The sequence below is a fragment of the Ferrimonas sp. YFM genome (assembly GCF_030296015.1).
Classification (GTDB): domain Bacteria; phylum Pseudomonadota; class Gammaproteobacteria; order Enterobacterales; family Shewanellaceae; genus Ferrimonas.
Map to the genome: position 1 here is coordinate 950,989 of NZ_AP027368.1, position 21,777 is coordinate 972,765.

Sequence of the window (21,777 nt, forward strand, 5' to 3'; positions counted from 1 at the left end):
CAAAATAAAACGCCCTTGAACTGGATCATGAAAATATTTGTTCAAAAACAGTGGTTTGGGGTACTCTGTGAAGTCGGTCAAACGGAATTTGGACATAAAAAAACCCGCAAAAGCGGGCTTTTAATGATGTTTGGTGGAGTCGGGGGGAGTTGAACCCCCGTCCGAAAAACCTACATCCTCGGTCCTACATGCTTAGCCGGCTCTTTTAGTTAACCCATAGTGGCGCCGAGCGGCAGGCTTCACCTGGGCGATCCAGATTGAGTTTAACGCTTTGTCTACTGGAGAAGACGCCGCGCGATCCTATATGGCTTGACTACCTTGATCCTCTCCCAATAGGCGGGGGATTGGAGGTAGGCGATCTTACCGCTTATTAGGCGGCGATTGCGTAAGTTTCGTCGTTTGCGACTATTAAAATGCGGCTTTTTTACGAGGCCAACCGCACCTCGGCATGCACCTTGGGTTTCGAGAATCCCGTCGAATCCAAAATCGACCCCAGGTAGAGCTACTATACCACTTATCCACAGAGGACGCCAAGGCCAGTGTGGATAAGCATTAAGCGATCAGCGCTTGGAACCCTTCATGACCCGGGCTTTTTCACGGTCCCAGTCACGCTGTTTGGCATCATCGCGCTTGTCGTGTTGTTTCTTACCCTTACCCAGACCGAACTCCAGCTTCACCCAGGCCTTCTTCCAATAGAGGGCGGTGGGGATCATGCTGTAGCCCTGACGCTCCACCTGACCAATGAGGCGGTCCAACTCCCGGCGCTTAAGCAGCAGTTTGCGCAGACGCAGGGGATCGGCCACCACGTGGGTGGAGGCGGTGTTAAGGGGAGTAATGGTGACGCCGTGAAGGTAGGCTTCGCCATCTTTAATTTGAATAAAGCCTTCGGTGAGGTTTACCTTGCCTTCGCGAAGGGATTTCACTTCCCATCCCATCAGGGACAGACCTGCCTCAATCTTCTCCTCGATGTGATACTCGTGGCGCGCCTTCTTATTGAGGGCGATGGTCGAGGAGGTGGGCTTGGATTTTTTAGAACTTTTCTTAGCCATAGCGGCGTATTATACCCGTCTGCCGTAGATTTGGTATGACCTTGGGCAAGGGATTGTTACAATGCCCGGGAATTGTAGTTGGGAGAGTGAACCGATGCCGCAGATAAACCGCAGCGCCCTGGTCCGTTTCAGTGCGCAGCAGATGTATGACCTAGTCAATGACGTGGCGTCATATCCACAGTTTCTGCCTGGTTGCGTTGGCGGAGAGATTCATAGCCATACCGATGATGAGATGGTGGCCACTGTCTCGGTGAAGAAGGCAGGCATTGCCCAGAGTTTTACCACGGTAAACAGTCTGCAGGCACCAGACGCGATCACCATGAGTTTGAAAGAGGGGCCCTTCCAGGCATTGAAAGGAACCTGGAGCTTTAAGGCGCTCACCGAAGCGGCCTGTAAGGTGGAGCTCAGCTTGGATTTTGAATTCAATAACCCGGTGACCCAGAAAGCCTTTGGCAAAATTTTCAATGACCTGGCCCAGAATATGGTTATGGCGTTCTCCGAGCGTGCCAAGGAGGTTTATCGTGGGTAAGAGCTTTCAGGTTGAGGTGGTGTACGCCCTGCCGCAAGGGGCGACTGTGGTTAAGGTCGCCGCCGAACCTGGCAACAGTGCCGAGGCGCTGATTCAGGCCAGTGGCATTCTCTCCAGGCACCCGGACATTGATCTTGCCAAGAATAAGATTGGGGTGTTCAGCCGTCAGGTAAAGCTGGACTATGAGGTGAAGCCCGGTGAGCGAATCGAGATCTATCGCCCCCTGATTGCCGATCCCAAAGAGGTGCGTAAGCGCCGGGCCGAACAGGCAAAGGCCAAGGCTGAATAGGCCATCAGATATAACGAAACGGGCTCCTGATGGAGCCCGTTTTCTATTCGGCTTCCAGGGCCAGCAAAGGATCCGGGTAGCGGAAACGGTAGCCCAACTGCTTCTTGAGCTTGTCGCAATTCACCAGGCGATAGGGTTTGGGCTCATCGGAAAACAGTGGCAGAGGCAGTCCGGCCAATTGGCAGGAGCGGGTGTAGATCTGTCGTCTGCTTGGGTGCTGACAGGCGCTGGCGTTAAAGACCTCTCCCCAGGCGCCCTGGTCGATGATCGCCATGATAGCCCCGATGCAATCCTCCCGGTGAATCATGTTGACCGGGTCATCGGCCCCTCCCAGGGGGCGGCCGGAGAAGTAACGTCCTGGCTGATACTCTCCGCCGATAAGACCAGAAAATCGCACAACGGTTGCTGTATAGCTGCGTCCCTGAGTAAAGCAGGCCTCAATATCCAGCCAGGGGGTATCGGTAAAGGGCGACTCGATGCGTCGGGCATCCTCTTCGGTGACTTCGCGGTTTTCCTGGGGGTAGACAGAGGTAGCGCTGATGAAGAGCACACGCTGGAACTGGTGCGCTGCCAGTTCACTGGCCAGGTTGGTCATCTGCCTGAGGTAGTAGCCGGGCTTACCGTCCCCTTTTGTCGGAGGCAGGGTAATGATGGCAATCTCTCCCTCGCTCAGAGGGGAGTCACTCAACCGGGTTTCTGGGGAGAGCGTCAGCAGGTGGGCATCGATCTCCGCCTGGCGAAGCTGCGGCAATTTGGTTTCGGTGGTGGTGCTCCCTCGTACGCCGTATCCGGCCTCGACCAGGCGTTTGCCGAGGGGGAGCCCCAGCCAGCCACATCCGAACAGACTGATGCGGGGCAAAGTCATCTCCTTGAGTTGTTGATACTGACAATCATTCTCAATGACTTTGGGTGCAGATGCCAGGGGAGGGATCAAAAAAGCCGGCGATGCCGGCTTTTTTCTTACTGAGGACCTGAGACGCTCAAGGGCGTATCGAACTGATCTGAGAGGGTGTAATCACCACTCACCGAGGCGACCTTATCCTGTTCGAACTTGATGATCAGCTCCTTGCGAGTGATCTCGTTGGTGCGGCCACTCTTGAACTGATAGACGTAGTACCAGGTGTTGTCGGCGAAGGAGTCGCGCAATACTGGACGGCCCAGAATGAACTCCACCTGCTCACGGGTCATGGCAACTCTCAGTTTCTCTACCTGAGATTGCTCGATGAAGTTGCCCTGAGGAATGTCGATCTTGTACACCAGGCTGTCAAACACCGAACACCCGCTGAGGGTTGCTGCGGTCAGGGCCGCGGCCAACCAAATCTTACACTGCTTCATGCTGTTAATCGTTATCCCCTGTAAGTGAAACGCGATAATACCCTAGCCCGGGGGAGAAAGGGAAATTCAATACCACTAGGACTGTCCGCCTCGCAGGAGGTTCCCGGCATCAGGGTCAACATAGGAATAAAAAAGGCCGGCTAAGCCGGCCTTGATTTGCACACTAAGCGGACAACCTGATTACAGGGCGCCACGGAAGATGGCGCTGATCTCCTCGTGAGTTGCCTGCTTGGGGTTGGTCAGGCCACAGGCATCGTTCAATGCGTTGGTGGCCAGAGTAGGAATGTCTTCCTCTTTAACACCCAGCTCGGTCAGGTTGGCAGGGATGCCAATGTCCTTGGACAGCTCGCGGATGGCGTTCAGGGCGGCTTCGGCACCGTCAGCAGCAGTCATGCCGGTGGTGTCGATACCCATGCAACGGGCCACGTCGGCCAGGCGCTCTGGAACAACCTGGGCGTTGTAAGCCTGTACGTGAGGCAGCAGGATGGCGTTACAGACACCGTGTGGCAGGTCGTAGAAACCGCCCAGCTGGTGAGCCATGGCGTGTACGTAACCCAGGCTGGCGTTGTTGAAGGCCATACCAGCAAGGAACTGAGCGTAGGCCATCTGGTCACGGGCTTCGATGTTGGTGCCATCTTCAACGGCGTTGCGCAGGTTATCGGCAATCAGGGTGATCGCTTTCTCTGCACAGGCATCGGTGATGGGGTTGGCTGCGATAGACACGTAGGCCTCAACGGCGTGGGTCAGAGCGTCCATACCGGTGGCTGCGGTCAGAGACTTAGGCTTGCCAACCATCAGCTGAGGATCGTTAACAGACAGGATGGGAGTGGTGTTCTTGTCCACAATGGCCATCTTGATGTGACGATCTTCGTCGGTGATGATGCAGAAGCGAGTCATCTCAGACGCGGTGCCTGCGGTGGTGTTGATGGCAACCAGTGGCATTTGAGGCTTGGCAGACTTGTCCACGCCTTCGTAGTCACGGATGTCGCCACCGTTGGCGGCTACCAGGGCAATACCCTTGGCACAGTCGTGAGGTGAACCACCGCCCAGGGAGATAACGAAGTCACAGTCGTTCTCTTTCAGCAGAGCCAGACCGTCATTTACGTTACCTACAGTTGGGTTGGGCTGGGTTCCGTCGAATACAACGGTCTCCAGGCCACGGGTGGCCAGCTTGTCTACCACTTGAGCAACCAGGCCTACCTCGACCAGCACCTTATCGGTGACGATCAGGGCACGCTTGAAGCCCAACTGGAGAATATCGTCTGCGGCTGCATCCACGGCGCCGGTGCCCAGAGTGTTCACGGAAGGAATAAAAAACTTCGCTACGGACATGGGCTGTCTCCTTTAAGTTTGAAATTAAAATTCTATCTGGGACCAAAATAACCCGTCCATCACCCCGGTTTTGTGACGTTTCGCAGACTTTTTTCTGAAAGTTTGCGAGATATGACAGAAACATTACCTGCGTTAAAAAAGCCGGAGATTCGTCGGCTGGATCCGCAAAACTCAGATTATTAGATGAAGATCTTGCGAACCTGATTAAAAAACTCGCAAGCGGATTTGGCGGGGATCACACCTGGTGGGAAAGTGGGATCGAGGTGCCGGATGGGCCGGCACCTGTTGATTTCTGGGGGGGATCACTCTTCGACCAATAGCTCTCTGGCATTGGCCAGGGTGGCATCGGTAATGCTGTCCCCTCCCAGCAGCCTGGCCAATTCACCCAGGCGCTGCTCCTGAGCCAGGGGAATCATCAGGGTCTCGGTGGCTTTTCCCTTGGTGGACTTGCTGACGAACATATGGTTATGGCCATTGCCGGCCACCTGAGGCAGGTGGGTAACGCAGAAGACCTGGGTCGACTCACCCAGAGTACGCAGCATCCTTCCCACCACTGCTGCGGTGGGGCCGGAGATCCCCACATCCACTTCGTCGAAGATCAGGGTCGGGGTGGCCACCTTGCGAGCGGTGATCACCTGGATCGCCAAACTGATGCGAGACAACTCGCCCCCTGAGGCTACCTTGCCCAGGGGCTGCAAAGGTTGTCCCGGGTTGGTGGAGACCAGGAACTGCAACCGGTCGCTGCCGCTGGGGGAGAGCGATTGTGGTTCGAAGTTCACCTCTATATGGAACTTGGCATGAGGCAGGGCCAGCTCTCTGAGGTTGGCGGTGATCTGCTTATTCAGCTCTTTGGCATAACGCTGGCGGCTCTTGCTGAGTCGCTGGGCGGACTGGCCACAGGCCTCTCTGGCCTGGTCACGTTCCAGTTCCAGTTGCTCGAGGCGCTCCTCTCCGGCACCGATGGCGGAGAGCTCCTGGGCCAGCTGGGTGTGGAAGTCGGCCAGATCGGCGGCTTTAACCTGGTGCTTGCGCGCCAGGGTCATGGCTTTGGAGAGACGCTCCTCCAATTCGTGGAACCGCTCCGGATCCATCTCCAGGCTCTGATGGTAGCGATCCAGCTCGGCGGCGCCCTCCTGCAGTTGAATCAGCCCCTCATGAAGAAGCTCGACAGTGGGCGCCAGGGCGGCATCGTCACCGGCAAGGGTTTCCACCTCACCTATCGCCTGTTGAAGCAGAGACAGGGCGTTTACCTCTTCCCCTTCACTGAGCAGGTAGCAAGCACGCTGGCTCTGCTCCATGAGGGTGGTGCAGTTGGCCAGCCGTTTGTGTTCAGCTTCAATGTTCTGAAACTCCCCCGGCTCCAGGCCAAATTCATCCAACTCCTGAACCTGGTACTCCAGCAGCTGCCGACGGGCCTGACGTTGTTCCTGCTCGTCGCGCAGACGCACCAACTCATTGTCCAGGTGCTTCCAGCGCCGGTAAGCGTTGGCACAAGCCTCCAGCAAACCATGATGGGCGGCATAGTTGTCCAGCAGGCTTTGCTGGGTCTGACTCTGCAGCAGCCCCTGATGGGCATGCTGGCCGTGGATGGTGAGCAGCATCTGGCCCAGGGCCTTGAGCTGGGCCAGAGGCACCGGCTGGCCATTGATCCAGGCTTTGGAGCGTCCTTCACCGCTGATGCTGCGCCTGAGAATGCACTGGTCCTCGTCGTCCAGCTCATTCTCCTTTAGCCAGTGGACGGCGTCGGGAATGGCACTGATGTCGAAGCAGGCAGACAGTTCAGCCCGGGGGGCGCCGGGGCGCACCATGGCGGCTTCCCCCCGGCCACCAAGGCAAAGCCCCAGGGCATCAATGGCGATGGACTTACCGGCACCGGTTTCCCCGGTGATGGTGGTCATTCCGGAGTGAAACTCCAGCTCGAGGAATTTTACAATGGCAAAGTTGGAGACCGTCAGTTGGCTCAGCATCTCAGTTTCCTGTATGAATCGACATACTGTATGGAAAGACAGTATAGAAAGACAGTATAGGGCTTTTTTCTGCTCAGTAAAGCAACAGAGACAAAAAGTTGTACAGCGGGTAACCGCCTTCTATGGTTCATTGAGGGTGGTTTTCGGAGGCGTCTGCATGATAGCAGTGGTGACCGGCAGCAACAGAGGACTGGGGTGGCATGTGGCTCATCAATTGGCTGAGAGGGGGTACCATGTGGTGACCTGCGCCCGAAGCCATGAAGCCGCCACCCGGGTGGCGGAGTCCATTCGGGAGAGGGGGGGAGAAGCCAGCCCCTTTATGCTGGATGTGTGTGATGCCGAGCAGGTTCACGCCCTGGGAGCCTGGCTGGGTCAGTTGTTCGGCGGGGTTGAGGTGCTGGTGAACAATGCCGGGATCTTTGTCGATCAGGGGCAGTCCCTGTCGGACATCACTCTGGAGCAGTGGCAGCAAACTCTGACGACCAACGTCACCGGGGCGATGCTGATGTGCAAGATGATTCTGCCTCTGATGCGTCCCAGGGGCTATGGGCGCATCGTCAATGTTTCCTCCGGCTATGGCTCTCTGGCCGAGATGGGAGAGTTGCAGGTGGCCTACCGGGTGTCCAAGGCGGCCCTGAATGCGCTGACCCGGGTGGTGGCTTCTGAGGTGTCCGATGAGGGGATTAAGGTCAATTCCGTCTGCCCTGGCTGGGCCAGAACCGACATGGGCGGGCCTCAGGCCAGCCGGGATCCGGCCGAGTCGGCCAACTGGATCACCTGGGCAGCGACCCTGGATCCCCAGGGCCCCAATGGCGCCTTCTTGCGAGACGGCAAATCGATTCCCTGGTAGACAGGGTCTGCGGATGTGAACTACAGCGAAGGCAAATCAGAACAGTTTGTTGCCCCAATCCAGCTTACTGCGCAGCACTTCGAAATAGTTGTAGCCCTTGGGGTGGATCAGGCGCAGGCAGGCATCCGCCTTGCGAATGCGAATTTCGTCACCAGGCTGGCAGGGCAGGGTTACCTGGCTGTCGCAGCTGATGGCCAGTTCCGATGACGGGCTGTTGCAGGAGGCTTTCAGGGTGATCTCACTGTCGCCGTTGACCACGATGGGACGGCACGACAGGGTGTGAGGAAACATCGGCACCAGAATATTGGCGTTGAGTTTGGGGGTGAGGATGGCACCGCCTGCGCTCAATGAGTAGGCCGTCGACCCTGTGGGGGTGGCCACAATCATGCCGTCGGCACGCTGGCTGTACATGAAGTGGCCATCGATATAGACCTCGAAATCGATCATATGAGCCACTTTACCGGCGTGCAGAACCGCTTCGTTTACGGCCACGTTGTGGGCCTTCTGCTCTCCATGGCGATGTACTTCGGTACGAAGCAGGAATCGTCTCTCGGTGTCAAACTCGCCGGCCAGCACCTTGGTCAGCGTGGGTTTGAACTGGTCCGGGTCCACATCGGTGAGGAAGCCCAGGTTGCCCCGGTTCACCCCCAGTACGGCGATGTCGTAGCGGGACAATACCCGGGCCGCACCCAGCATGTTGCCGTCGCCACCCACCACTATGGCCAGATCGCAGCGCTCACCAATTTCGTTGATCTCTACCGCTTCTGCCTTGGTGCATCCCAGTTCCCGGGCGATGTTCGACTCAATAAGTACTTCATATCCTTGCTTATCCAGCCAATAAAACAGCTGCGCCAGAGTCTGGTTTGCGCCTTCGTGGCGAGGCTTGCCGATAAGGCCAATGGATTTGAAGTGTGTCTGCATCTTCTGCTCATCTGTAGGGCGGACGGGAATCTTGTGGCTCTGTGGCCCTTGAAGTCCGTAAATCAGTCCCCATAATAGGCTCAGAGCCTTTGGGAATAAAGTTTTTTAGCCGGAGTTGAAATGAGCGACGAGCAGCAAAAAGTGGAGCAGCCAGAAGAGGTTGAGATGGAGCAACAGCAGGCTGATGCCGAGCAGGATCCACAAGCCGCCCGCATAGAGGAATTGGAGAACGCCCTGGCAGCCGCTCAGGCAAAGGTGGAGGAGCAGAAGGACAGCGTTGTCCGCGCTCACGCCGAGATGGAAAATGTCCGTCGCCGCAGCGCCCAGGATGTGGAGAAGGCCCGTAAGTTTGCCCTGGAGAAGTTTGCCGGCGAACTGCTGCCTGTTATTGATAACCTGGAGCGGGCCCTGGCCACCGGGGATGCCGACAACGAAGCGGTGAAACCTCTGCTTGAGGGTGTGGAGCTGACCTACAAGGGCTTCCTCGCCGGTGTCGATAAGTTTGGCATCAAGGAGATTGATCCTATGGGTCAGCCCTTTAACCCTGACCAGCACCAGGCGATGGCGATGCAGCCCAGCGAGGAGTTTCCTGCCAATACCGTTATGGCTGTGATGCAGAAGGGTTATGAGCTGAATGGCCGCCTGTTGCGCCCAGCCATGGTGATGATCTCCAAGGGCAGCGATCAGCCCTCAGTGGACACTACCGCCTGATTGGGGTGAACACTGACGCAGAAGCAGCCTCCGGGCTGCTTTTTTTGTGCCCCAGGCTGGCCAGCGTGTCCCGAATGCGCCGGTATTTGTGCTCGGTCCACACCGGGCTGGAGGGCCAGGGGCGCAGTTTGGTGGTGCGGGGATCGACCGGGGAGATCACTACCTGGGTGTCGCCCAGGCCCACCTGCTCCACCAGATGGTAGATCTCTTCGATGGCGGTGTTGCCCATGGCCAGGCAGCCGCTGGAGGCCTTGTCACCGTGGATAAAGATATCTCCGCCGGGACGGGTGCGGCCCTCCGCCCGGGCGTAGTGTTTGTCCAGACCATTGGGGTAATTGAGTTTCACCGAGAGGTGGTATTTGCTGTTGGGGTTCAGGGCCACCGGGCGGTAGACCCCCTCCGGTACCTGAAGGTCGCCCTCCATCAGCTTGGGGCCTGGGCCACCACTGAACCCCATGATGGGGTAGGTGCGCAGTGGGTACCAGTTCCCCAGAACATCGGCGCCCCACACTTCCATACGATAGTCAGACTTGATCGCCACCAGGGTCAGTTGAACCGGCAGGGTGCCGCCAGGCATCCGCGCCAGGGCACTCTCCAGCCGCTTGGCGGCCTTCCCTTGAGCCAGAGTAGAGGATACGGGTGCCAGGCATAAAGCTGTGATAACTGTTGTTAAAAGTGCCCATCTGGCTGCCATTATCTCTCTCCGAATGCAATCTGGTTGCCGGGGAGCATAGCATTTTTGCGCTAGGGGATCATAAAGGCTGAGGGGTGTTCGTGATCTTGGTGGGGCAGATAAAGGCAGAGGCTCTCCCCTGAGAGCAGACGAAATTTGGGGGGAGAGCCTCTTAACTGGCGTGAGATCAGGCGGGCTGACGGGTAGTGGTCAGGACAATCTCACGAATATGAACGTTTTGCGGCTGGCGGTAGGCGTACTCAATGGCGTTGGCCACATCCTGAGATGACAGAACGCCACCCATGCTCTCTTTCCACTCGCCATAGCCCTCTTTAATGGCATCGCTGGTGGTGTGACTCAGCAGTTCGGTCTCAACGGCGCCCGGAGCGATGGTGATCACCCGGACATCGTCACCGCACACCTCTTCGCGCAGGGTTTCCGACAGGCCGTGTACCGCGAACTTGGTGCCGCAGTAGGCCACATGGTTGGGGAAGGTCTTGCGACCGGCGACAGAGCTGATGTTGATGATGGTGCCGCACTTGCGCTCACGCATCTTGCCCAACACCAGATGGATGCCGTTCAGCAGCCCCATCACGTTGACATCCAGCATCTTCTGCCACTCGGCGGGATTCTGGGTATGGGCATCGCCCAGCAGCATCACACCGGCGTTGTTGATCAGGCAGTCCGCGGGACCGAACTGGGCTTCCGCTTCCTCAATGGCATTGGCGAAGTCTGAGCTGGTCATGTCAGTCACGTCCACCTTGCGACACAGGGTGTTGGGCAGGTTCAGGGACTCCAGTTTTTCCAGGCGACGGGCCAGCAGCAGCAGTGGGTGGCCAGCGGCGGACAGGGTGCGTGCGGTGGCTTCGCCGATGCCAGAACTGGCGCCGGTGATGATTACCAGGGGCTTGGTCATAACAATCTCTCCAAAGGGGGTGATGCAGGGCGATGGCCCTGGCGATGGCGCTCACTATAGTGCTAGGCTTCATAGCCTTAAAATATTAATTTTCTCTGTTAGAGATAGGTGTTTCCTATGGATGTAAGATTGTTGCGCTGCTTCGTGGCGGTGTTCGAGGAGCGGGCCATCACCGCTGCCGCCCAGCGGGTGTTTGTCTCTCAGCCCTCGTTGTCGGCGGCAATCAAGCAGTTGGAGTCCGAAATGGGGGTCACTTTGTTCCGCCGCCACAAGCGCGGAGTGGACCTTACCGATGAGGCCCATCAGCTCTACCCTCTGGCATTGCAGGCTCTGGGACAGATGGAGAAAATGAGCCGGTTGTTTGATGACGCCAGCGCCCGCCTGCCTTTGGCGCTGGGGAATTTTCACGACATCAGCCCCAGCCACTACGCCCGATTCCTGGGGCACTGCACCGCAGCGGCGCCTCAGCTCAGCCTGGAACTGCTGGACCATGAGGATGAGCAGGCCCAGGCCAGGGTGACACTGGATGTGTTTAAGCGGGAGGACGAACTGTTTCTGCCCTTGTGGGAGGAGGACTATGTGCTCTGTGTTCCCAAAGAACATCCGTTGGCAGACCGGGAACGGGTATCCATTGCCGATCTCAATGATTTCAATTTCATTGAGTGCGTGGCCTGCGAGGCCCATCAGCAGACCCTGAGCCTGCTGGCCAGCGAGGGGTTTTCGGTCAATCTGGTGGCCAAGGCTCAGCATAAGACCCAGGTGAGACACCTGGTCAGTGCCGGGGTGGGGATCTCGTTCCTGCCCTGGGGGGTATTGGAAACCGCCGATGACTTGGTTCAGGTGGCCCTGGATGCGCCAAGGATGTTTCGCCGCATTGGCCTGACCCTGCACGCCAGTGACAGTGGCAAACCGGCTCAGGCGGCGCTGCTGGGCGCCGCCGAAGCCTGGGGATCACACAGAGCCTGAGTCGGCCACCTTGGTGCGTCGCAATGGCCTGAGCCTGGGACCCAGTTGCTGGCTCACCAGAGCCAGGACGATCAGCGCCAGGCCGGTGAAGGTGGCCGGGGCGATGGTCTCGCCCACCAGGGTGGAGATAAAGAACAGCGACAGGAAGGGGGCCAGGAACACCATATTGGTAATGGGGGCGGTACGCTCCGCGCTCTTCAGGGCCTTAAGCCAGAGCACGAAGGTAAAACCCATCTCGAACAGTCCTATGTAGGTGGCGCCTGCCAGCCCCTCCAGGCTGGGCAGGGTCAGTCCATCTCTGTACCAGCTGGCGGCGAAGATAAACGGCAGGCCAATCAGGAAACTCAGCAGCAGGCTGACCACAGGATCGCCCTTGTCCCGGGCGTTGACTATCCAGTAGAGCGACCAAAGCAGGGTACACAGCAAACCCAGTCCATACCCCACTGGGGATTCCATCTCGAAATCCAGCAATTGACCGCCGGTGGCGATCACCACCACGCCGCCATAGGCAACTGCCGCCGCCACCAGATCCCAGGCCTTGAGTTTCTGCCCCAACAGGGGGACCGACAACAGGCTGAACAGGATGGCCCAGGTGTAGGTCAGCGGCTGGGCCTGCTGGGCCGGCAGCAGGTCGTAACAGCCAAAGAGCACCAGATAATAGAGGAAAGGGTTAAGCAGGCCGCTTTGCAGGTAGCGCATGGGCGTGGCTTTGAGCTGGCGGCGAATCAGCGCCACTTTGCCTTGGGCTACCACCATGGCGGCCAGTGCCACGGTTGACACCAGGGCGGCATAGAGCAGCAACTGACTGGGAGACAGGTGCTGCAGGGAGAGCTTAAAGGCGGAGGCGACGGTGGACCAGGCCAGCACCGCTCCGCCACCGTACATCAGGGCACGACGTTGATTCTTAACCATTGGAAAACTTCACAGGGACCAAACAACAGGCGGGCTCATTATATTGTATACAATCCTGCTTGAGCACGGATTTTGATCAAATTTTTGTGTCGCCCCCTTGGTTTTTTCTCTGCAGGCCCCATATCCCTGCCATCCACAGGGAAAAATTTTTAATTGCCCCCTTGAAAGGGCAGGGCGCTAACCCCAGATAGGGGTTAACGAAAGAATTAGCTTAGTTAGCTTTAGATATAAACGTATTTTTTGGAGGCTTTCGATGGGCAAGATCATCGGCATCGACCTGGGTACCACCAACAGCTGTCTGGCTATCCTGGATGGCGACAAGCCTAAGGTTATTGAGAACGCGGAAGGGGATCGTACTACTCCTTCTATCATCGCCTACACCGATGACGAGATTCTCGTCGGTCAGCCTGCCAAGCGCCAGGCGGTTACCAACCCTCACAACACTCTGTTCGCCATCAAGCGTCTGATTGGTCGTCGCTTCAAAGATGAAGTGGTACAGCGTGACATCGACATCATGCCTTTCAAGATTGTTGAGGCTGACAACGGTGACGCCTGGGTTGAGGCCCAGGGTAAGAAGATGGCTGCGCCTCAGGTATCTGCAGAAGTTCTGAAGAAGATGAAGAAGACTGCGGAAGACTACCTGGGTGAAGAGGTGACTGAAGCGGTAATTACCGTTCCTGCCTACTTCAACGACTCCCAGCGTCAGGCCACCAAAGATGCCGGTCGTATCGCGGGTCTGGATGTGAAGCGCATCATCAACGAGCCTACCGCTGCTGCCCTGGCCTATGGCCTGGACAAGAAGACCGGTGACAACATCATCGCCGTCTACGACCTGGGTGGTGGTACCTTCGATATCTCCATCATCGAGATCGACGAAGTTGAAGGTGAGAAGACCTTCGAAGTACTGGCCACCAACGGTGACACCCACCTGGGTGGTGAAGACTTCGATAACCGTCTGATCAACTACCTGGTAGAAGAGTTCAAGAAAGAGCAGGGCATTGACCTGAAGAACGATCCCCTGGCGATGCAGCGTCTGAAAGAAGCTGCCGAGAAAGCCAAGATCGAACTCTCCTCTGCTCAGCAGACCGAAGTGAACCTGCCTTACGTGACTGCAGATGCCACCGGTCCTAAGCACATGAACATCAAGGTAACCCGCGCCAAGCTGGAAGCCCTGGTTGAAGATCTGATCACCCGCTCTCTGGAGCCTCTGAAAGTGGCCCTGCGTGACGCCGACCTGTCCGTTTCCGACGTTCAGGACGTGATTCTGGTTGGTGGTCAGACTCGTATGCCTAAGGTACAGGCTGCGGTAGCCGATTTCTTCGGCAAAGATCCTCGTAAGGATGTGAACCCTGACGAAGCTGTGGCCATGGGTGCTGCGGTTCAGGGTGGCGTACTGGCCGGTGACGTGAAAGACGTACTGCTGCTGGACGTAACCCCTCTGTCTCTGGGTATCGAGACCATGGGTGGCGTGATGACCTCTCTGATTGAGAAGAACACCACCATCCCTACCAAGAAGTCTCAGGTGTTCTCCACCGCCGAGGACAACCAGTCTGCCGTGACCATTCACGTGCTGCAGGGTGAGCGTAAGCAAGCCGGCGCCAACAAGTCTCTGGGTAACTTCAACCTGGAAGGCATCCAGGCGGCTCCTCGTGGTCTGCCTCAGATTGAAGTGACCTTCGACATTGATGCCGACGGTATCCTGCACGTGTCCGCCAAGGACAAGGGCACCGGTAAAGAGCAGAAGATCACCATTCAGGCCTCTTCCGGTCTGTCTGAGGACGAGATCAGCAAGATGGTGAACGAAGCCGAAGCCCACGCTGAAGAGGACAAGAAGTTCGAAGAGCTGGTTCAGGCCCGTAACCAGGCTGATGGTCTGGCTCACGCCACCCGTAAGCAGATCGAGGAAGCGGGTGAAGAGCTGCCTGCGGACGAGAAAGAGAAGATTGAAGCGGCCATCAAAGAGGTTGAAGAGGCGACTAAGGGTTCCGATAAGGAAGCCATTGAAGCCAAGACCCAGGAGCTGATCCAGGCTTCCCAGAAGCTGATGGAGATTGCTCAGGCCAAGGCTCAGGCCGCTCAGGGTGGTGCCGAAGGCGCCCAACAGACTGAGCAGCCTCAGGACGACGTGGTAGACGCCGAGTTCGAAGAAGTGAAAGACGACAAGAAGTAATTCTTAACGTCCTTTGACCTGACAACACAACGGGCGTTCGGTACCACCGACCGCCCGTTTTTGCGAGACTACTGACGGCTAGAGATATGTCCAAACGCGATTTCTACGAAGTGCTCGGGGTGGCGAGAGATGCCAGCGAGCGAGATATTAAAAAGGCCTACAAGCGCCTGGCGATGAAGTTCCACCCGGACCGCAATCCGGGAGATGCCAAGGCGGAGGAGAGCTTTAAGGAGGTCAAGGAAGCCTACGAGATCCTTACCGATTCCGAAAAGCGGGCTGCCTATGATCAATTTGGCCACGCTGGTGTGGACCCCAACCGTGGCGGTGGCTTCGGTGGTGGTGCCGGTGGCGATTTCGGTGACATCTTCGGTGACGTGTTTGGCGATATCTTTGGCGGCGGCCGCCGGGGCGGTCGTGCCGGTCCTGCCCGTGGCAACGACCTGCGCTACAACATGGAGCTGACCCTGGAGGAAGCGGTTAAGGGGATCACCAAGGAGATCCGCATTCCCGTTCTGGCCACTTGTGACAGCTGCAACGGCAGCGGTGCCAAGTCCGGTTCCAGCGCTCAGACCTGTGGTACCTGCCATGGCCAGGGCCAGGTTCAGATGCGCCAGGGCTTCTTCGCGGTGAACCAGACCTGTCCTACCTGTCGTGGTAAGGGCAAGGTGATCAAGGACCCCTGTGGCAAGTGTCATGGCCAGGGCCGTGTCGAGAAGACCAAGACCCTGTCTGTGAAGATCCCCGCCGGCGTGGATACCGGTGACCGCATTCGTCTCTCCGGTGAAGGGGAAGCGGGTGAAGTGGGCGCACCAGCGGGTGACCTGTATGTACAGGTGCACGTCAAAGACCACCCCATCTTCGAGCGCGATGGCAACAACCTTTACTGCGAAGTGCCCATCAGCTTTGCCACCGCCGCAGTGGGCGGCGACATCGAGGTGCCGACCCTGGACGGTCGCGTCAGCCTCAAGGTGGCTGCGGAGACTCAGACCGGTCGCATGTTCCGCCTGCGCGGTAAGGGCGTGAAGTCAGTACGCAGTCATGCGGTGGGCGATCTGATCTGCAAGGTGATCATCGAAACCCCGGTGAATCTGACCGAGCGTCAGAAGGAGCTGTTGCGTGAGCTGGAGCAGACCATGTCCGGTTCCTCCAAGAAGCACAGCCCCAAGGCGGAAGGTTTCTTCGATGGTGTGAAGAAGTTTTTCGACGACCTGACCAGTTAACCGACTGAATCCCATTTATAAAAGAGCCGCTTTTAACAGCGGCTCTTTTTCTTTAACATGCGGAAACCTATAAGAATCACCCATGTAACAAGGAGCGTTTCCGTGACCCGACTTCTTTCCTTGCTGGCCATTGTGCTGGCCCTGCCCGCCTGGGCTGCCGAGCCGCCGGTGGAGCATTTTGCCAAGGCCAGCCAGGCCTATTCAGTAAAAATCTCCCCTGAAGGGGATCACCTGGCGATGCTGACCAAGGCCGATGGCAAGCAGATAATCCTGATCCTGGACACCGACACCCTGAAGATGCGTCACGCCATCCGTTATAGGGGTAATGGCCAGGTCGGCGCCTACTACTGGGCCAGTAACGATCGCCTGGTGACCACCAAGGAGTACCTCAAGGGCTGGATTGCCCAGCCTCAGGACTATGGTGAGCTGATGGCCGTGGATTTCAATGGCAAAAAGCCCCTCTATCTGTTTGGTTACAACTCAGGGAAATTCAGTACGGGCACTCGCCTGGCCAAGGGCTCTGATCCCATTCAGGCCTGGGGCCATATGATCGATCCTCTGCCTGAGGATGAGGACTATGTGCTGATCAAGTCCACCCCCATGAGCTCCAAGGGGGATCGCAATGCCACCGTATTCAAGGTGAACATCCACAATGGCAAACGCAAGAAGGTGGCTTACGCCCCGGTGGCTTACTCAGGTTTCCTGACAGACCATGATGGTGAGGTGCGCTTCGTTGCCGGCACCAACAACGACGGCTTCTACAAGATGTACTACCGGGAAGGTAAGGGGGACGACTGGACCCTGTTCTACGATGAGGAGAGTAACGACGGAGACATCTATCCCCTTTCCTTTGCCTCCAAGGATGAGGTCTATGTGCTGGATGACAACGACCACAGCCTGCAGGCACTGAAGAAGGTCAACCTGAAGACGGGTAAGAGCAAGGTAGTGTACCGCGACGATGTGGTGAACCCCTCTGGCTGGAAGTTCTCTGCCGATGGTAAAAACCTCTACGCGCTGGAGGTGGAACCCGGGTATCCCAGTTATGTGTTTGTTGACGGTAAGAGCCGTGATGCCCAGACCCTGAAGGGACTGTTGCAGGCCTTCCCTGGCCATCAGGTGGCCATCACCAGCCAAACCCTGGATGGCAATCTGGCCGTCGTACTTGCCTACAGTGACACCAACCCCGGCACCTATTATCTGTACGACCGCAAAAAGAACAATGTCCGTCCCCTGCTGGCCAGTCGCGGTTGGGTGGACAGCAAGACAGCGGCCACGGTTGAGCCCTTCAGCTTCAAGGCCCGCGATGGCATGACCATCCATGGTTATCTTACTGTTCCTGCCGGCAAGGAGGTCAAGAACCTGCCCTTGGTGGTCAATCCTCATGGTGGCCCTCACGGCCCCAGGGATCACTGGACGTACAACGAAGAGACTCAGATGCTGGCCAGCCGGGGTATGGCGGTGCTGCAGGTGAACTTCCGCGGCTCCGGCGGTTATGGCCGCAACTATGAGGTGGCCGGTTACCGAAACTGGGGCAGCAAGATCCAGTACGACATCATCGATGCCACCCGGCATATGATTGAGCAGGGCAAGGTAGATAAAGACAACATCTGCATCTACGGCGGCTCCTTCGGCGGTTACTCTGCTCTGCAGGCACCCATTCTGGCACCGGATCTGTTTCAGTGTGCCATCGGCTTTGCCGGGGTCTACGACCTGGAGCTGATGTATGAGGTGGGGGATATCCCAACCCGCAAGTCCGGCGTGCGTTACCTCAAGGACGTGGTGGGTGAGGATGACAGTAACATGAAGGCTTTCTCCCCGGTTCACAATGTGGACAAGCTGAAGATTCCGCTGCTGATCATCCATGGCGGCGAGGATGAGCGAGTGCCTATCGAGCATGCCGAGGCACTGCGCAAGGCCCTGGATCAACACAAGCTCTCCTATAAGTGGGTGGAGCTGGATAAAGAGGGGCATGGCGTCTTTGATGAAAAGACCCGAATCGAAGTCTATGGCGAGATCCTCAGTTTCCTGGACGACAATCTGAAGCTGTAGTTTCACAGCCGATTTCGGTTAACCTAGAGGGGCGCGCAAGCGCCCCTCAGTTTTTTATGGAGAACGATATGCGATTGATTGCCACCCTCTCACTCCTGGGCCTGCTGACCTCCTGTGCGACCCATCAGTCGCCCACCGGCCGGGATCAGATGTTGCTGTTCTCTCCCCAGGAGATGGCGCAGATGGGGGATCAGTCCTTTGCCCAGATTAAGGAGAAGGAGACCCTCTCCACCGACAAGGCCACCAACGCCTATGTCCAGTGTGTCGCCGATGGCATCATCACCGCCCTGGGTGATGACCCCAAGGCCTGGGAAGTGGTGGTGTTCGACTCGGAGCAGGTGAACGCCTTCGCTCTGCCCGGCAAACATATCGGTGTTTACACCGGCTTGCTGGAGGTGGCCAAAAACCAGGATCAGCTGGCGGCGGTGATGGGCCATGAGGTGGCTCACGTGCTGGCCAGGCACAGCAATGAGCGGGTCTCCCGCTCCCAGCTCAGCAACGCCGGCCTGCAGATTGCCGACATCTTCCTCAAGGGCAACGCCAATAAGGATGTGTATATGGCGGGCCTGGGGCTTGGGGTTCAGGTGGGGATCACCCTGCCTTATGGCCGCACCCAGGAGAGCGAAGCGGATGTGATGGGCGCCGAGCTGATGGCCAGGGCAGGATTCGACCCTGGGCAGGCGGTGGATCTCTGGCACAACATGGCTGAGGCCAGTGGTGGCGATGCGCCACCTGAGCTGCTCTCTACCCACCCCTCCCACAGTACCCGAATTGGTGATTTGAAGTCGTTGCAGCCCCAGGTTCAGCCGCTGTTTCAGCAGGCGCAGGGGCAGGGGGTAACACCCCGGTGTAAGCGCTGACTAACCTTCATTGATTGAACCGAAAGAGCCCGCCGGTTTGAATCGGGCTCTTTTCCTCTCCCTCCTGTGTTCACGCCTTTCCCAAGGTGATACACTCCGCAACAGTTTTTCCCGACCGGAACCAATACCATGAAGTTCGAATCAGTAGAACAGAAGGCCAGCTACGGCGTAGGCCGTCAGCTGGGTGAGCAACTGGCCGCCAACAGCTTTGAAGGCGTAGAGATCTCTGCCGTTCAGCAGGGCCTGGCCGATGCTTTCGAAGGCAAAGACAGCCTGGTAGAGATGGCTGAGCTGCAGCAGGCTTTTGCTGTTATCTCTCAGCGTCTGGCGGAAGCCCGCGAAGCCAAGGCTAAAGAAGCCGCTTCTGAAGGCGAAGCCTTCCTGGTGGAGAACGCCAAGCGTGACGGCGTAATCACCACTGAGTCCGGCCTGCAGTACGAGATCATCAGTGAAGGTGAGGGCGACAAGCCTGGCCTGAACAGCACTGTTGCCTGTCACTACCACGGTACCTTTATCGATGGCAACGTGTTCGACAGCTCCGTAGAGCGTGGCGAGCCCGTAGAGTTCCCTGTTAGCGGCGTTATCGCTGGCTGGACCGAAGCCCTGCAGATGATGAGCAAGGGTGCCAAGTGGAAGCTGTACATCCCTCACCAGCTGGCCTACGGCGAGCGCGGTGCCGGTGGTGCCATCCCTCCCTTCTCCGCTCTGGTCTTCGAAGTGGAGCTGCTGGAGATTAAGTAAGGGACATAAGGGGGAAGCCAAGGCTTCCCCCTTTTTTTATGGACTCTCTTGGTGCCGGTTATGGGAGAGTGAGACCCCCTTTAAGTCCCCTGTCATTAGGCATATGATGGATCGGATAGTTAAAGAGAGTAGGGAGCTGTAAACCATGGATAAAGTCCGGGTTGCCATAGTGGGTGCCAGCGGCCGAATGGGCCGCACCCTGATTGAAGCCGCACTGGCCCATCCTCAGATTCGTTTGGGGGCGGCCATCGAGCGTTCTGGATCGACTCTGATGGGTGTGGATGCCGGTGACCTGATTGGCCACGGCTCCGTAGGCGTTACCCTGGTGGATAAACCGGATCTGGTCAGTGATGACTTCGACGTGCTGATCGATTTCACCAATCCCGAGTCTACCGTGGAGCTGGCGGCCTGGTGTGCCCAGCATGGCAAGCCCATGGCCATTGGCACCACAGGCTTCAACAGCCATCAGAAGGAGCGCATCGCCGAGCTGGCCCAGGACCTGCCCATAGTGCTGGCCCCCAACATGGCAGTAGGGGTGAACCTGCTGTTCAAGCTGCTGGAAACCGCAGCACAGGTGATGGGCGACTACACCGACATCGAGATCATCGAGGGCCACCACAGGTATAAGAAGGATGCGCCATCCGGTACCGCTCTGCGCATGGGTGAGGTGATTGCCGACACCCTGGGACGGGATCTGGAAGAGTGTGCCATCTATGGCCGGGAGGGGATTACCGAGGAACGGGATCGCCAGACCATCGCCTTCTCCACCATCCGTGCCGGGGACATCGTCGGTGAGCATACCGCCCTGTTTGCCGACATCGGTGAGCGACTGGAGATAACCCATAAGGCGTCCAGCCGAATGACCTTTGCCAATGGGGCCATGCGGGCCGCGCTCTGGTTGTCATCGAGGGATAACGGGCTGTATGACATGCAGCAAGTATTGGGTTTCAAATAAGAAAGGGGCTTTTTAGCCCTTTTTTTCTACTTGCCTATATACAAATGAGACTTTGGTCGCTATAATTTCCGGAATTTGCCAAAAATACAGTTTTTGCCCTTGGCAAGTTGGAGGTTTACGTTCTGTACCAACGTAAAAACAATAACTTATAAATAATCTGGTGGGAGGTCAAGTTGAACAAAACTGCCCTATTAGTGCTCCAGGACGGCACTGTTTTCCATGGTACTTCTATAGGTGCCGATGGAAATGCTGTCGGAGAAGTCGTTTTTAACACTTCTATGACTGGTTATCAAGAAATCCTGACCGATCCTTCCTATTCACGTCAAATTGTTACTCTTACTTACCCTCACATAGGTAACACCGGAACCAATTCCGAAGACGTCGAATCCTCAGCCATTCATGCTACCGCCCTCATCATCCGTGACCTGCCAGCCCTGGCATCCAATTTCAGAAACGAACAAACCCTTTCCGATTACCTTAAGCAGCACAATGTTGTTGGCATCGCCGATATCGATACCCGCAAGCTGACCCGGGTTCTTCGGGAGAAGGGCGCCCAGGCCGGCTGCATCATCACCGGAGAAGCCGAGGTGGCCAAGGCTCAGGAGCTGGCTCAGGCCTTCCCCGGCCTCAAGGGGATGGACCTGGCCAAAGAGGTGACCGTCAGCGAACCCTACAGCTGGCGTAAAGGTTCCTGGAAGCTGATGGGCGGTCTGCCCAGTGACACGCCGTCCGAGGAGCTCAAGTTCAAGGTGGTGGCCTACGACTATGGCGTAAAGCAGAACATCCTGCGGATGCTGGTAGACCGTGGCTGTGACGTCACCGTGGTGCCGGCCCAGACACCGGCCGCCGACGTGCTGGCGATGAACCCGGACGGCATCTTCCTCTCCAATGGCCCCGGCGACCCGGAGCCCTGCGACTACGCCATCGAAGCGATTCGCCACATCCTGGAGACCGAGGTTCCTGTGTTTGGCATCTGCCTGGGGCATCAGCTGCTGGCCCTGGCCTCCGGCGCCAACACGCTGAAGATGAAGTTCGGTCACCACGGTGGTAACCACCCGGTGAAGGACCTCGAAGGTGGCCAGGTGATGATCACCGCTCAGAACCACGGTTTTGCCGTAGACGAAGCCAGCCTGCCCGCCAACCTCAAGGCCACCCATAAGAGCCTGTTCGACGGCACCCTGCAGGGGATTCACCGCACCGACAAGCCCGCCTTCTCCTTCCAGGGTCACCCTGAAGCGAGCCCCGGGCCTCACGATGCCGCCCCGCTGTTCGATCACTTTATCGAACTGATGCAAGCCAGAGCCGCCCAGTAGTCCGGAGTGAAGAGATAGA

At 57.4% G+C, this 21,777-nt stretch carries 20 protein-coding genes, 1 other RNA gene and 1 pseudogene; 12 read left to right on the forward strand and 10 right to left on the reverse strand.

What is annotated here, in order from left to right; translation table 11 throughout:
- Positions 1–131: 131 nt before the first annotated feature.
- Both ssrA and smpB read right to left on the reverse strand, forming a co-directional pair.
- Positions 132–494: a transfer-messenger RNA gene (gene ssrA, locus QUE41_RS04540) on the reverse strand.
- Positions 495–560: 66 nt separating this feature from the next.
- The gene (gene smpB / locus QUE41_RS04545; RefSeq protein WP_286341746.1) at positions 561–1,049 is read right to left on the reverse strand and encodes an SsrA-binding protein SmpB; all 489 of its coding nucleotides are present in this window, start codon (positions 1,047–1,049) and stop codon (positions 561–563) included.
- A 94-nt stretch (positions 1,050–1,143) separates the two neighbouring features.
- Here smpB and QUE41_RS04550 point away from each other — a divergent pair, with 94 nt between their 5' ends.
- Both QUE41_RS04550 and QUE41_RS04555 read left to right on the forward strand, forming a co-directional pair.
- Positions 1,144–1,578: a type II toxin-antitoxin system RatA family toxin gene (locus QUE41_RS04550; protein WP_286341747.1), complete on the forward strand. Its 435-nt coding sequence runs from the start codon at positions 1,144–1,146 to the stop codon at positions 1,576–1,578.
- Positions 1,568–1,867: an RnfH family protein gene (locus QUE41_RS04555; RefSeq protein ID WP_286342907.1), complete on the forward strand. Its 300-nt coding sequence runs from the start codon at positions 1,568–1,570 to the stop codon at positions 1,865–1,867. Before QUE41_RS04550 ends, QUE41_RS04555 begins: the two co-directional genes overlap by 11 nt.
- A gap of 43 nt (positions 1,868–1,910) precedes the next feature.
- On the opposite strand, the gene QUE41_RS04560 is transcribed toward QUE41_RS04555, so the two are convergent.
- The 4 genes and pseudogenes from QUE41_RS04560 to recN form a co-directional block, all read right to left on the reverse strand.
- Positions 1,911–2,726, reverse strand: coding sequence for a Rossmann-fold NAD(P)-binding domain-containing protein (locus QUE41_RS04560; protein WP_286341748.1), 816 nt, complete (start codon positions 2,724–2,726; stop codon positions 1,911–1,913).
- Positions 2,727–2,839: 113 nt separating this feature from the next.
- Positions 2,840–3,202 (reverse strand): annotated as a pseudogene (locus QUE41_RS04565) (outer membrane protein assembly factor BamE); the annotation flags it as partial.
- A gap of 180 nt (positions 3,203–3,382) precedes the next feature.
- A complete protein-coding gene (gene yiaY, locus QUE41_RS04570; RefSeq protein ID WP_286341749.1) occupies positions 3,383–4,534 on the reverse strand; it encodes an L-threonine dehydrogenase in 1,152 nt (383 codons plus the stop codon).
- A 302-nt stretch (positions 4,535–4,836) separates the two neighbouring features.
- On the reverse strand, positions 4,837–6,501 hold the full coding sequence (gene recN / locus QUE41_RS04575) for a DNA repair protein RecN (RefSeq protein WP_286341750.1): 1,665 nt from the start codon (positions 6,499–6,501) through the stop codon (positions 4,837–4,839).
- Positions 6,502–6,658: 157 nt separating this feature from the next.
- Here recN and QUE41_RS04580 point away from each other — a divergent pair, with 157 nt between their 5' ends.
- Positions 6,659–7,351 carry an SDR family oxidoreductase gene (locus tag QUE41_RS04580; protein WP_286341751.1) on the forward strand — a complete coding sequence of 231 codons (693 nt, stop codon included), beginning with the start codon at positions 6,659–6,661 and terminating at the stop codon, positions 7,349–7,351.
- A 36-nt stretch (positions 7,352–7,387) separates the two neighbouring features.
- Here the strand turns inward: QUE41_RS04580 and nadK are convergent, their stop codons facing one another.
- The gene (gene nadK / locus QUE41_RS04585) at positions 7,388–8,272 is read right to left on the reverse strand and encodes an NAD(+) kinase (protein WP_286341752.1); all 885 of its coding nucleotides are present in this window, start codon (positions 8,270–8,272) and stop codon (positions 7,388–7,390) included.
- 120 nt (positions 8,273–8,392) lie between these two features.
- Here nadK and grpE point away from each other — a divergent pair, with 120 nt between their 5' ends.
- Positions 8,393–8,983 carry a nucleotide exchange factor GrpE gene (grpE, locus tag QUE41_RS04590; RefSeq protein WP_286341753.1) on the forward strand — a complete coding sequence of 197 codons (591 nt, stop codon included), beginning with the start codon at positions 8,393–8,395 and terminating at the stop codon, positions 8,981–8,983.
- Here grpE and QUE41_RS04595 read toward each other — a convergent pair.
- Together QUE41_RS04595 and QUE41_RS04600 are read right to left on the reverse strand one after the other, a co-directional pair.
- On the reverse strand, positions 8,973–9,677 hold the full coding sequence (locus QUE41_RS04595; RefSeq protein ID WP_286341754.1) for a L,D-transpeptidase family protein: 705 nt from the start codon (positions 9,675–9,677) through the stop codon (positions 8,973–8,975). The two genes, grpE and QUE41_RS04595, sit on opposite strands and share 11 nt — an antisense overlap.
- A 166-nt stretch (positions 9,678–9,843) precedes the next feature.
- Positions 9,844–10,572, reverse strand: a complete 729-nt coding sequence (locus tag QUE41_RS04600) for an SDR family oxidoreductase (RefSeq protein ID WP_286341755.1) — start codon at positions 10,570–10,572, stop codon at positions 9,844–9,846.
- Positions 10,573–10,689: 117 nt separating this feature from the next.
- Here QUE41_RS04600 and QUE41_RS04605 point away from each other — a divergent pair, with 117 nt between their 5' ends.
- A complete protein-coding gene (locus tag QUE41_RS04605) occupies positions 10,690–11,538 on the forward strand; it encodes a LysR family transcriptional regulator (RefSeq protein WP_286341756.1) in 849 nt (282 codons plus the stop codon).
- Here QUE41_RS04605 and QUE41_RS04610 read toward each other — a convergent pair.
- Positions 11,524–12,450, reverse strand: a complete 927-nt coding sequence (locus QUE41_RS04610; protein WP_286341757.1) for a DMT family transporter — start codon at positions 12,448–12,450, stop codon at positions 11,524–11,526. The two genes, QUE41_RS04605 and QUE41_RS04610, sit on opposite strands and share 15 nt — an antisense overlap.
- Before the next feature lie 253 nt (positions 12,451–12,703).
- Between QUE41_RS04610 and dnaK the strand changes: the two genes are divergently transcribed.
- From dnaK to carA, 7 genes are all read left to right on the forward strand, one after another.
- A complete protein-coding gene (gene dnaK, locus QUE41_RS04615) occupies positions 12,704–14,620 on the forward strand; it encodes a molecular chaperone DnaK (RefSeq protein ID WP_286341758.1) in 1,917 nt (638 codons plus the stop codon).
- Between the two features lie 86 nt (positions 14,621–14,706).
- The gene (gene dnaJ, locus QUE41_RS04620) at positions 14,707–15,840 is read left to right on the forward strand and encodes a molecular chaperone DnaJ (RefSeq protein WP_286341759.1); all 1,134 of its coding nucleotides are present in this window, start codon (positions 14,707–14,709) and stop codon (positions 15,838–15,840) included.
- A 102-nt stretch (positions 15,841–15,942) separates the two neighbouring features.
- Complete coding sequence (locus tag QUE41_RS04625) at positions 15,943–17,889, forward strand: alpha/beta hydrolase family protein (protein ID WP_286341760.1); 1,947 nt, start codon at positions 15,943–15,945, stop codon at positions 17,887–17,889.
- 68 nt (positions 17,890–17,957) lie between these two features.
- The gene (locus tag QUE41_RS04630) at positions 17,958–18,749 is read left to right on the forward strand and encodes a M48 family metallopeptidase (RefSeq protein ID WP_286341761.1); all 792 of its coding nucleotides are present in this window, start codon (positions 17,958–17,960) and stop codon (positions 18,747–18,749) included.
- 129 nt (positions 18,750–18,878) lie between these two features.
- Positions 18,879–19,490, forward strand: a complete 612-nt coding sequence (gene bamJ / locus QUE41_RS04635; RefSeq protein ID WP_286341762.1) for a BamJ family beta-barrel-assembly machinery protein — start codon at positions 18,879–18,881, stop codon at positions 19,488–19,490.
- 145 nt (positions 19,491–19,635) lie between these two features.
- A complete protein-coding gene (gene dapB / locus QUE41_RS04640) occupies positions 19,636–20,445 on the forward strand; it encodes a 4-hydroxy-tetrahydrodipicolinate reductase (RefSeq protein WP_286341763.1) in 810 nt (269 codons plus the stop codon).
- 173 nt (positions 20,446–20,618) lie between these two features.
- Positions 20,619–21,758 carry a glutamine-hydrolyzing carbamoyl-phosphate synthase small subunit gene (gene carA, locus QUE41_RS04645; RefSeq protein ID WP_286341764.1) on the forward strand — a complete coding sequence of 380 codons (1,140 nt, stop codon included), beginning with the start codon at positions 20,619–20,621 and terminating at the stop codon, positions 21,756–21,758.
- The last annotated feature ends 19 nt before the right edge of the window (positions 21,759–21,777 follow it).

Bases quoted from the DNA above. Each gene is read 5' to 3' on its own strand.
- QUE41_RS04550 (WP_286341747.1), top strand. From the start codon at position 1,144: ATGCCGCAGATAAACCGCAGCGCCCTGGTCCGTTTCAGTGCGCAGCAG.
- bamJ (WP_286341762.1), top strand. From the start codon at position 18,879: ATGAAGTTCGAATCAGTAGAACAGAAGGCCAGCTACGGCGTAGGCCGT.
- QUE41_RS04600 (WP_286341755.1), bottom strand. From the start codon at position 10,572: ATGACCAAGCCCCTGGTAATCATCACCGGCGCCAGTTCTGGCATCGGC.
- QUE41_RS04580 (WP_286341751.1), top strand. From the start codon at position 6,659: ATGATAGCAGTGGTGACCGGCAGCAACAGAGGACTGGGGTGGCATGTG.
- smpB (WP_286341746.1), bottom strand. From the start codon at position 1,049: ATGGCTAAGAAAAGTTCTAAAAAATCCAAGCCCACCTCCTCGACCATC.
- nadK (WP_286341752.1), bottom strand. From the start codon at position 8,272: ATGCAGACACACTTCAAATCCATTGGCCTTATCGGCAAGCCTCGCCAC.
- QUE41_RS04605 (WP_286341756.1), top strand. From the start codon at position 10,690: ATGGATGTAAGATTGTTGCGCTGCTTCGTGGCGGTGTTCGAGGAGCGG.
- recN (WP_286341750.1), bottom strand. From the start codon at position 6,501: ATGCTGAGCCAACTGACGGTCTCCAACTTTGCCATTGTAAAATTCCTC.
- dnaK (WP_286341758.1), top strand. From the start codon at position 12,704: ATGGGCAAGATCATCGGCATCGACCTGGGTACCACCAACAGCTGTCTG.
- QUE41_RS04610 (WP_286341757.1), bottom strand. From the start codon at position 12,450: ATGGTTAAGAATCAACGTCGTGCCCTGATGTACGGTGGCGGAGCGGTG.
- QUE41_RS04630 (WP_286341761.1), top strand. From the start codon at position 17,958: ATGCGATTGATTGCCACCCTCTCACTCCTGGGCCTGCTGACCTCCTGT.
- dapB (WP_286341763.1), top strand. From the start codon at position 19,636: ATGGATAAAGTCCGGGTTGCCATAGTGGGTGCCAGCGGCCGAATGGGC.
- dnaJ (WP_286341759.1), top strand. From the start codon at position 14,707: ATGTCCAAACGCGATTTCTACGAAGTGCTCGGGGTGGCGAGAGATGCC.
- yiaY (WP_286341749.1), bottom strand. From the start codon at position 4,534: ATGTCCGTAGCGAAGTTTTTTATTCCTTCCGTGAACACTCTGGGCACC.
- grpE (WP_286341753.1), top strand. From the start codon at position 8,393: ATGAGCGACGAGCAGCAAAAAGTGGAGCAGCCAGAAGAGGTTGAGATG.
- QUE41_RS04595 (WP_286341754.1), bottom strand. From the start codon at position 9,677: ATGGCAGCCAGATGGGCACTTTTAACAACAGTTATCACAGCTTTATGC.